This is a genomic window from Mesocryomonas lacus (assembly GCF_055730135.2).
Map to the genome: position 1 here is coordinate 157495 of NZ_JBUZWE020000014.1, position 9586 is coordinate 167080.

The window sequence follows — 9586 nt, forward strand, 5'->3', positions numbered from 1 at the left end:
GGGTTGCGCGCGCTATCGGTTGCTCCCTGGCTGGACCGGGGGCGGCGTAGGGCGCGTAAGCTCTCAAACTATTTTATTTGCCAGCTATGCAACCGGCGTTAAGCGGATGAGGGCGGATTGTTCTCTTCCCTGCCCTGCCTTGAATTTTAGCGAGCAATAGGGTAGTATTCTCGCAACAGTCGAGCGAAAACCTGCATCCAGGTCGATCTCCCGCTCTTGGTAGTTCCGGAAGGACGCTTTCATCCCAGTTTCGGTCATGACGCCCCATCTTCCGATGGGCCGCCGTTCCCTGACTGGAATGCCGGCGTTGACGGTCTGCTGCTGTTGCTTTCCGCCTCGGAGAGCGCGTCGAAATCGGCGGTGCTTCGCACCGTCATTGTGTTAGCGGCTGTCGTGGCCGGGCACAACAGGGAGTTTTGAAAGCGTATGACCATCCCGAAGAAGACCTCCCAGCGCCAAGGTTTCAAGACAGGCGAGAGCATCGTTTATCCCGCGCACGGCGTCGGCCAGATCGTCGCGATCGAAGAGCAGTTCGTTGCCGGCATGACGCTGGAACTGTTCGTCATCGACTTCGAGAAGGACAAGATGCGCCTGAAGGTACCGGTCGCCAAGGCCGAGGCCGTCGGCATGCGCAAGCTCTCAGAGACCGATTTCGTCGAGCGCGCGCTGAAGGTCGTACAGGGCCGGGCCCGGGTCAAGAAGACCATGTGGAGCCGCCGTGCGCAGGAATACGACGCGAAGATCAACTCCGGTGACCTGATCCAGATCGCCGAGGTCGTTCGTGATCTCTACCGTGCCGATAGCCAGCCGGAGCAGTCCTATTCCGAGCGCCAGCTCTACGAGGCCGCCCTCGGCCGTATGGCACGCGAGCTTGCAGCGGTGAACGAGGTCTCCGAGACCGAGGCCGTGCAGCTGATCGAAGTGAACCTCAACAAGGGTCCGAAGCGCACTGCCAAGGCCGACGAGGATACGGAAGCCGACGCGGACGCCGACACCGAAGAGGCAACAGTCGAAGTGCAGGCTGCCTGATCCGGCAACCGCCGCCTCAAGCGGACAGAGACGTCCTTATCAAAACCGGCTGCGACCCTGTCGTGGCCGGTTTTTCTTTGGCAGGATTACCTCTCCCGATCCCCAGGGTACCGCCGTCAGGCACCCCGGATGGGCCTCCTAAGTCCGCCCGCTGGGCAGCCTCCCTTGCCGAAGCGGGATACGGCGCTACCTCAGCTCTTAAAGTTTAACCTTTCAGGAACGTTTGCTGCCGGGTGCCGTTTGAAGATGGCTCGGTGCGCGGAACTGTCTGTCGGCCGCCTCTCCGGGCCCCAAGCGCATTTGCTACTGGAGGGTAATCCCATGAAGTCCCAGTCCGCAGGCCGTACGATGATCCGGGCCGCGATGGCGGCGCCCTACCTCCTGCGCGAGGAGGAATACGAGCTCGCCGTGAAGTGGAAAGAGCACAGCGACCAGGATGCGCTCCATAAGATCACCTCGGCCCATATGCGGCTGGTGATCTCGATGGCGTCGAAGTTCCGTCACTTCGGCCTGTCGATGAACGATCTCATTCAGGAAGGCCATGTCGGGCTTCTCGAGGCGGCCGCCCGTTTCGAGCCCGAGCGCGAGGTTCGCTTCTCCACCTACGCCACCTGGTGGATCCGGGCCTCGATCCAGGATTACATCCTGCGCAACTGGTCCATCGTTCGTGGTGGTACGTCCTCCGCTCAGAAGGCGTTGTTCTTCAACCTCCGCCGTCTGCGCGCGCGCCTCAGCCAGGGTTCCGAGAGCCTGACGGGAACGGCGATGTACCGCGAGATCGCAACTGCGCTGAAGGTTTCCGAGAGCGACGTCGCGCTGATGGATTCGCGGCTTTCCGGTCCCGACTCCTCGCTCAACGCACCGCTGATGGAAGATGACTCCGGCAGCTCCGACCGTCAGGACTTTCTGGTCGCGAAAGAGCCGCTCCCGGACGAGATGGTCTCAACCTCGATCGACGACGAGCGCCGCGTTACCTGGCTGAAGAGCGCGCTCGATGTTCTCAGCGAGCGCGAGCTCAAGATCATCCGCGAGCGTCGGTTGCAGGACGACGGTGCGACGTTGGAAGCGCTCGGCACGAAGCTGGGCATCTCCAAGGAACGTGTCCGCCAGATCGAGACGCGCGCACTGGAGAAGCTCCGCACGGCTCTGCTGCAGACCAATCCGGATCAGGCGGCCTACGTCAGCTGATCTTGTGCTGCTCACGTCCAGTTCGATAACGAAACGGCCGCCGCAAGGCGGCCTTTTCGTATCCGGTCAGGCGACCGCGTTGACGCCGCAGCATTTCTTGTACTTGCGGCCCGAGCCACAGGGACAGGGATCGTTGCGCCCGATCTTCACGACCTGAACCGGCCTCTGGACAGGATCGGGCCGGAAGGCCATCCGCCAATCGAATAGTGTTTCGGTCCAGACGGCGAGAAGGTCGGGTGCCTCCGCAACCAGTTCTGCATCCGCGTCGGATAGCGGCGCCTTGAGGTCGGGTCGCATGGCGAGGCGGGCCAGCGACAGCATGCCGTTGAAGGCCTCGATGGCTTTCTCGTCTCCGGTACCAGTGATTGCGCCCCAGCTGTCCATCCGGACCTGCATCGCCTCGGCAAAACCGGTCACCCATGGCTCCCAGATCACGTCGTTAGTCTTGTCCTCGAGATAGAAGACCGGTGCATACTCCTCCTCGGCGGCACGAAGGCCGAGCGAGGTCAGACGGTGGTGGTCGAGGATGCGGCGGGACAAAGCAGCCGCGTCGGCATCCGACACTAGCTGCGTCTTGCCGTCGTCGGCGAGGTCGCGCCAGAGGAGGCCGAGCCATTCCTCCGCGGGGATCTCGACGGGACAGATGAGAATGCCGGCGATGAAGCCGTCGATCTCGCCGAGCGTCATCGCATCGCTTTCCTCGGGCAGCGCCTTTAGCGCGTCCTCAAGGGCTTCCAGTCGGCGCGGAAGGGTTTCCATCGCTCGTGTCTCCGGCGCTGATGGGTGGATCTGGTGATGGAGGCCGAAGGCCGGCCTACTCGGCGATGATCTTGTACTTCGCCCCAGCCTTCACCGCATCGGTCGGCTCGAAGTCGTTGAGCAAGCGGAACATGTCCGGCTTGCGGTCGATGCCGTCCATCCGGTTCGACAGCGAATCGACGGTGTCGCCGGCGCGCGCCGTGACGATGCGGATGCGCAACGGCTTCAGCTGCGTCTTCTCCGCCTCGGTCAGCAGGCGGAACGACCCGGCGACGCCGGCCGCGATCTGCCCGACGCTGGCGTCCGACGCCGTCGGCAACGCGGTGAGGAAACGGTAGACCTGCCCCTCGACGCGGATCACCGTGACGTCGAAGACGTATTCGCCGCCGGAAGCCCGCGCCGAAACCGCCTCGAGATTGCCGATCCGCTCCTGCTTGATGCTCGAGGGGTCGAGCCCGCCGATCCAGCCGCTGGTGATGTAGTCGGTAAGGCTCGACGAGCGCGGCAGCGCGACGCCGTCGAAGCGAATGGCGGTGTCGCCGGGACCGGTCGCCAGCACCGCCTCAGCGGTGTTGTCGATGACGAAGCCGTTCGGCACGGCAAAGGTGATGCCGAGGCCGGGATGGTAGAACTGCCGCCCGCGCACATAGCCCTCGACGGCCGAATCGCCGAACAGCATGCCCTCGATGCCCGCCAGATACCGGTCGCGGTCGATCGAGCCGGTGCCGGGCGGCCCGAACTCGCGGGCATGCCGGTCGGCCAGCTCCATGCGCTGGGGCGCCGCCGGGTGGGTGGCGAGGAAGTCGAGATTGGGGTTCTCGGCCTGGAAGGCGTTGCGGAAATGCGAGTAGGAGTCCATCGCCTTCAGAAAACGCTCGGCGGCATAGGCGTCGTAGCCGGCACGGCCGGTCTGCTTGATGCCGATGGCGTCGGCCTCGAGCTCCTGGTTGCGCGAGAAGCTGGCAAGGTTGAGCCGCCCCCGTGCCAGCGCCGCTCGCCCGGCTGAATCGCTCTCCAGCACTTCCGAGACAACGCGCCCGGCCAACTCGGCCGCAGCTTCTCGGCGCTGACGCTCGATGCCATGGTTCAGCGTGACGTGGCCCATCTCGTGCGCCAGCACCGCGGCGACCTCCGCCGAGTCGTTGGCAAGCGCGAGCAAGCCACGCGTGACGTAGAGGTAGCCGCCCGGCAGCGCGAATGCGTTGACGTTCGGCGAGTTGAGGACCGTGATGCGGTAGGCGCGGTTTGGATCGTCCGTGACCGCGCTGAGGCGCCCGACAATGGTCGCCAGCGTCTGCTCAAGCTCGGGATCGGAATAAGCCCCGCCATAGGCCGCGAGGATTTTCGGATGCTGCGACCGACCGATCGAGGCCTGCGGGTCGCCCTTCTGCAGGTTCTCGAACGTCACCGGCTCACGCGCCGGGCCTGGCAGATAGCCGGTCTGGGCCGGCGTCGCGCCACTGGCGACATCCTCGAGGCTCTTGTTGATGCTCTGGCAGGCGCCGAGCAGCAGCACGGCACCGAGGAGGCCAGCCACACGAAAGCCTTGCCGAACCGCGAGCGGTCGGTTTGAGGCCCGTCCTGAGCTGAACACCTGCGCCGTCATTTCCTGCCTGATCCCCGATCTGTCCACATCCGCCGGCACCGGTCCGCGCCGAAACGGGACGGGTTGCGCCCATGCTCTACGCGTACGGCAACGCAGTGCGAAAGAGCAAGCCGAGCACACGAAACGCATTTTTCGCCCGCACGGTGTTTCGAGAGCAAAACACATGGTGCCCTAACCAGTGAATCCGCCTGAAATGCGGTCCCGTCAGACCGGCCGACGGCCAAGATAGTCTGAAAGCCCGGGATGTCCCTTGGCCGCGAGAATCTCTCCGGTCGCGCCGATCGCGGCGATGCGGCCATCCTCGAGAAAGGCCATCCGGTCGGCGTAGCCCCGCGCATCCTCCGGCTGATGGGTCACCATGACGACGCTGATCGGCAGCAAGCTGCGACGGCGCAGATCCTGCAGCAGTTCCAGCATTTCGCGGCGCAGCGCCGGGCCGAGCGCCGCGAAGGGCTCGTCGAGCAGCAGCAACGGGCGCCCCCGCAGGAAGGCCCGCGCCAGAGCGACCCGCTGGCGCTCGCCGCCCGACAGCTCCGCAGGGCGACGGTGCCCAAGGTCGGCAAGGCCCACCGCGCCGAGCGCCTCCCCAACCGCCCGCCGCTCCTCCACGGTGAGCCGGAGGGAGGGCGACAGGCCGAGCGCGACGTTCCGGAACACGTCGAGATGGGAAAAGAGGTTGTTCTCCTGGCAGACGAAGCTCAGCGCCCGATCGCCTGGCGCGTCGGCGGTGACGTCCCGTCCGGCGATCTCCACCCGGCCGGCATCGGGTGCCAGAAAGCCCGCGGCAAGATCCAGCAGCGTCGACTTGCCGGCGCCGCTCGGGCCGATGATCGCCAGCCACTCGCCGGTCTCGACGGCAAGGTCGAACGCCATGCGCCGGTCTTCGTATCGATGGGTGACGCCGTCGAGGCGGAGCGCATGGGTCATGTCGTCTTCCGGAAGCCGCGCTCGGCGATCGCCATCAAGGCGAGGCTGAGCGCGCCGAGGATCAGCGCGATGCCGGCCGCATCGGTGCTGCGGTAGCTGCCCATGCGCTGGTGCAGGAGCAGCGGCAAGGTGACGAAATCCTGGTTGCCAAAGAGGGCGGCAACGCCGAGATCGCCAAGCGACAGCGCCAGCGCAAAGGCGAAGCCGAGACCGAGGGCGCCCCGCACCGCCGGCCACTCGACGTACCGCCACCGCGACCAGCCGGTCATTGCGAGACTGGCCGCCAGGCGGTCGTGGCGCGCCGCCGACGTTGCCAGCGCCGGCCCGGCAATCCGCATGACGAAGGGCATGGCCATCACCGCATTGGTCAGCACCACCATCACCGGCGCCAGGGCGAAGACGTCAGTCGCCTGCCGCAGCACCAGGAACCAGCCGGCGCCGAGCACGATCGGCGGGATCACCAGCACCAGGCTGCCGGACAGGTCGAACACCCCCCGCAGCGATCGCAGCCGCCCCCTCTGATGAGCGAGGCTCGATGCGCCGAACAGCAGCGCCAGCGACAGGATGAGGCTCAGCGTCGCCGCGGCAAATCCAACCGCAAGGCTCGTCGCCAGCGCGCGCTGCAGCAGCGGCTCGCCGATAAGGCGGACGAGATCGGCGCCAAGGCCCTTGACGAGCACCGCGACGAACGGCGCGGCGATGAAGCCGAGGCCGAGGAGAATGACGAGGAGGCCGGCAGCGCGCTGCAAAGCCGTCTGCCGGTCGAAGCGGACCGCCTTGCGCCCGAGCGTCACGCCGGCGTCGAGATTCCCGCCGAGGCGCAGCACGGCGGCGAGCACGAGGCCGGTCAGCGTGATCTGCACGAGGGCCAGGAGCACTGCCCGGCCGGGGTCGAAATCATAGCGCAGCGACTGGAAGATCGCGACCTCGAGCGTCGTGCCGCCCGGCCCACCTCCCAGCACCAGCACCAGGGTAAAGCTCGTGATGCAGAGCATGAAGACGAGGCTCGCCGCCCCCGGCAGCGCTGCGCGCACCGCCGGCCATTCGACCAGCCGGAACACCGCCATCGGTCGGAGCGACAACTGCCCCGCGAGCTTCCAGCTCTCGGCCGGCACGGCGTCAAGCGCGGCAAAGATCAGCCGCGTCGCCAGCGGCAGGTTGAAGAAGACATGGGCGAGGAGGATGCCGGAGAGGCCGTAGACGTCGAGGCGCGGCTGTCCCAGCGCGGCGAGCCCGTCCGACACCACGCCGCCCCGGCCCCAGACCGCGATGATGCCGAGCGCGCCGACCAGCACCGGCAGCGCCTGCGGCAGCAGGAACAGCCGCAGCACCAGCGCCCGCCCGGGAAAACGGAAGCGGTGAAGGGCGATCGCCAGCGGCACCGCTCCTGCGACCGACAGGACCGCCGAGAGCAGCGCCTGCTGCAAGGTGAAGAGGACGACGCCCTGCAGATAGCCGTCGCGCGCCAGCGCCGGCACGTCAGGAAAGGCGCCGGCGAAGCCGAGCAGGGCGGCGAACGGGCCGGCGACGAAAAGCGCAAGGAAGCCGAGGCCGGCGATGCCTAAGGCAAGCTTCCCGCGCCGGTCGGCGGCAAGGCCCGGGCTCAGCGGCCGATCGCCTTCAGCCACTCGTCGGTCCAGGCCTTGCGGTTGGCCGCGACGTCCTCCGCCGGCACCGCGAGCGGCCTTGCCGGCTGCACCAGTTTTGCAAATTCCGGCGGCAGCGGGGTGGACGGCGCGATCACCGGCAGCGACCAGTTGGTGGTCGGGATCACGTCCTGGAAGGCGGGGGTGAGGATGAAGTCGAGGAAGGCTTTCGCCAGTTCCGGCTGCTTCGAGCCCTTCAGCCGGCCGGCGAGTTCCACCTGCAGATAGTGGCCTTCGGCGAAGCTGGCCGCCTGGTAGCGCTCCACCTTCTCCTCGATCATGTGGTAGGCCGGCGACGTCGTATAGCTCAGCACGATCGGCGCCTCGCCTTGCGTGAACAGGCCATAGGCCTCGCTCCAGCCGGGGGTGACCGTCAGGATCCGCTTCGACAGCGTCTGCCATTTCGCCGCGGCCCCCTCGCCGTAGACCGCCTTCATCCAGAGCAGCAGGCCGAGGCCCGGCGTCGAGGTGCGGGCATCCTCGATGACGATCTTCTCGTCGGGGTCGCCGTTGATGAGGTCGTCAAAGCTCTTCGGCGGGTTCTTCACCGTCTTGGTGTCGTAGATGAAGGCTAGGTAGCTGTAGTCGAACGGCACGAAGACCTTATCGTCAAAGCCGCCCGGCACCGTCAGCGCGGCGAGATCGACGCCGCTGTCGGCGAAGAGGCCGGTCGCCTTCATCTCCGGCACCATTTCGGCGGTCATGCCGAGTGCGACGTCGGCCTTGGTGCCCGCGCCCTCGAGCTTCAGACGGTTGAGGATCTCGACGCCGTCGCCGAGCCCGACCCATTGCAGGTCGCAGCCGCAGGTCTTCTCGAAGGCCGCCTCGATCTTCGGGCCCGGGCCCCATTCCGGCAGGAAGCTCTCATAGGTGTAGACGGTCAGCACCGGCTTTCCGTCCGCCGCGAGCGCCGGCAGAGCGGAAGCGGCGACAAGCGACAGCGTGGAGGCGAGGGAGGCAAGACGCACGGCGTTTCCTTCGACAGGGCGGCCGTCTCGCGGATCGACAGGGTGCGCTTCCGCGCGCTGCGCGGACGCCCTCATCCCTCCGCCGGTACGAGCCGGATCAGGTTCGGCGGGTTGGCGAAAAGCCTCTCAGCCCGAAGGCACCCCGTGTGAGCCAAGCCAGCATAGCCGGCTCTGCGGGCAAGGCAAGACAGGGGCACGGCCGCTGCATGCCTTCCGGCGCCAAAAAGAGGTCGCTGCATCCGCAGCCCTAACCTTCCCCCGCCCCTTGGGCGAGCGCTGCGGTGTCTCCCGCCGCGGCAATTCGCTTAAGGGAGGGAGGCCGTGCGGATCGATGGTTGCCCCTCCCCTCGCCGGCCGCTACAGCCGCGGCATGAGCCGCTTCACCATCCTTCTCGCAGGCCCGATCCGGCCGACCGGAGACCTCTGCCGCGCCGTTGCGGCGACGCGCATCATCGCCGCCGACCGCGGCATGATGCATGCCGCACCGCTCGGCGTCGTGCCGGAGCTCTGGGTCGGCGACTTCGATTCGGTCGATCCGGCGCTCGATGCCCGCCATGCCGAGACCCCGCGCGAGACCTTTCCGCGCGACAAGGACCGGACCGACGGCGAGCTGGCGATCGACACCGCCATCGCGCGCGGTGCCACCGACCTCCTGCTGGTCGGCGCCTGCGGCGGCCCGCGCACCGACCACGCCTTCATGCACCTGGTGCTGGCGCTGCGCTATGCCGCCCGCGGGCTCGGCGTGACGCTCGCCGACGGCAACGAGACCGCCGTGCCACTCGCCCCTGGCGCGCAAATGTTCGACCTCGCGCCCGGCACCACCTTCTCCATCCTCAAATTCTCCGACCTCGCCGGCCTGACCATCGAGGGCGCGCGCTGGCCGCTGGAGAACGTCGCCGTGCCGTTTCACTCGATCCTCACCCAGTCGAACGAGGCCGCCGGCCCGGTGACGGTCACGGTCGCGAGCGGAACCGCGGTCCTGCTGATACAAGCCCCCGGCGGCGACGCCCGCCCCGCCACCGAGCGCCCGTGAACGGCCCACAACCCCGGAGCACGGTCCGACGCCCGATCCCCCGCAAGGGGCTTGGCCCCGACGCCCTTTTTCGACTAGGGTGGAGAGAATGGTCCCGTAGCTCAGCAGGATAGAGCATCAGATTCCTAATCTGAGGGTCACTGGTTCAAATCCAGTCGGGATCACCAATAATTTCAACGGCTTATGCCTTGGAAGAGGCCCTATCGTGTCGCAGTCATGTTGCATCCAGCTCCCTTGATTTCCAAAGGGTTCCGCTGGAACCCGGCGAATCCGTGCGACATGATCTGCGACATAGCAGTGGTGTGGTACGAATTGTATCGGTGAGGACGGCAGTGAATGACGCCTGACGTTGAAGGCCGCATTTTTGCTCAACTCGATCAAGTGAACGCGGCACGTAAGCGGTTCGATGGCCCTGCGCAGTGGCGCGTTA

The 9586-nt window shown here is 66.6% G+C and carries 8 protein-coding genes, 1 tRNA gene and 1 riboswitch; of the genes, 4 read left to right on the plus strand and 5 right to left on the minus strand.

Features of this window, described 5'->3' with window-relative positions; all coding sequences use genetic code 11:
* The first annotated feature begins 426 nt into the window (after positions 1-426).
* Positions 427-1029 carry a CarD family transcriptional regulator gene (locus ACZLZY_RS20575; RefSeq protein WP_472935917.1) on the plus strand — a complete coding sequence of 201 codons (603 nt, stop codon included), beginning with the start codon at positions 427-429 and terminating at the stop codon, positions 1027-1029.
* 321 nt (positions 1030-1350) lie between these two features.
* Positions 1351-2217: an RNA polymerase factor sigma-32 gene (locus tag ACZLZY_RS20580; protein ID WP_472935918.1), complete on the plus strand. Its 867-nt coding sequence runs from the start codon at positions 1351-1353 to the stop codon at positions 2215-2217.
* A 66-nt stretch (positions 2218-2283) separates the two neighbouring features.
* Here the strand turns inward: ACZLZY_RS20580 and ACZLZY_RS20585 are convergent, their stop codons facing one another.
* The 5 genes from ACZLZY_RS20585 to thiB form a co-directional block, all read right to left on the minus strand.
* Complete coding sequence (locus ACZLZY_RS20585; protein ID WP_472935919.1) at positions 2284-2976, minus strand: UPF0149 family protein; 693 nt, start codon at positions 2974-2976, stop codon at positions 2284-2286.
* A gap of 55 nt (positions 2977-3031) precedes the next feature.
* Positions 3032-4582: a M48 family metalloprotease gene (locus ACZLZY_RS20590; RefSeq protein ID WP_472935920.1), complete on the minus strand. Its 1551-nt coding sequence runs from the start codon at positions 4580-4582 to the stop codon at positions 3032-3034.
* Between the two features lie 204 nt (positions 4583-4786).
* On the minus strand, positions 4787-5509 hold the full coding sequence (thiQ, locus tag ACZLZY_RS20595) for a thiamine ABC transporter ATP-binding protein (protein WP_472935921.1): 723 nt from the start codon (positions 5507-5509) through the stop codon (positions 4787-4789).
* Positions 5506-7137, minus strand: coding sequence for a thiamine/thiamine pyrophosphate ABC transporter permease (gene thiP, locus ACZLZY_RS20600; RefSeq protein WP_472935922.1), 1632 nt, complete (start codon positions 7135-7137; stop codon positions 5506-5508). The genes thiQ and thiP overlap by 4 nt, the downstream gene beginning before the upstream one ends.
* A complete protein-coding gene (gene thiB / locus ACZLZY_RS20605; protein ID WP_472935923.1) occupies positions 7113-8123 on the minus strand; it encodes a thiamine ABC transporter substrate binding subunit in 1011 nt (336 codons plus the stop codon). Before thiB ends, thiP begins: the two co-directional genes overlap by 25 nt.
* A 57-nt stretch (positions 8124-8180) precedes the next feature.
* A riboswitch (TPP riboswitch) is annotated at positions 8181-8278 on the minus strand.
* 215 nt (positions 8279-8493) lie between these two features.
* Here thiB and ACZLZY_RS20610 point away from each other — a divergent pair.
* On the plus strand, positions 8494-9156 hold the full coding sequence (locus ACZLZY_RS20610) for a thiamine diphosphokinase (protein WP_472935931.1): 663 nt from the start codon (positions 8494-8496) through the stop codon (positions 9154-9156).
* Positions 9157-9246: 90 nt separating this feature from the next.
* A tRNA-Arg gene (locus tag ACZLZY_RS20615) sits at positions 9247-9323 on the plus strand.
* Positions 9324-9586: the final 263 nt, after the last annotated feature.

Excerpts from the sequence above, each read along its gene's own strand:
- ACZLZY_RS20580 (WP_472935918.1), top strand. The coding sequence starts at position 1,351 with ATGAAGTCCCAGTCCGCAGGCCGTACGATGATCCGGGCCGCGATGGCG.
- ACZLZY_RS20575 (WP_472935917.1), top strand. The coding sequence starts at position 427 with ATGACCATCCCGAAGAAGACCTCCCAGCGCCAAGGTTTCAAGACAGGC.
- ACZLZY_RS20590 (WP_472935920.1), bottom strand. The coding sequence starts at position 4,582 with ATGACGGCGCAGGTGTTCAGCTCAGGACGGGCCTCAAACCGACCGCTC.
- thiQ (WP_472935921.1), bottom strand. The coding sequence starts at position 5,509 with ATGACCCATGCGCTCCGCCTCGACGGCGTCACCCATCGATACGAAGAC.
- ACZLZY_RS20585 (WP_472935919.1), bottom strand. The coding sequence starts at position 2,976 with ATGGAAACCCTTCCGCGCCGACTGGAAGCCCTTGAGGACGCGCTAAAG.
- ACZLZY_RS20610 (WP_472935931.1), top strand. The coding sequence starts at position 8,494 with ATGAGCCGCTTCACCATCCTTCTCGCAGGCCCGATCCGGCCGACCGGA.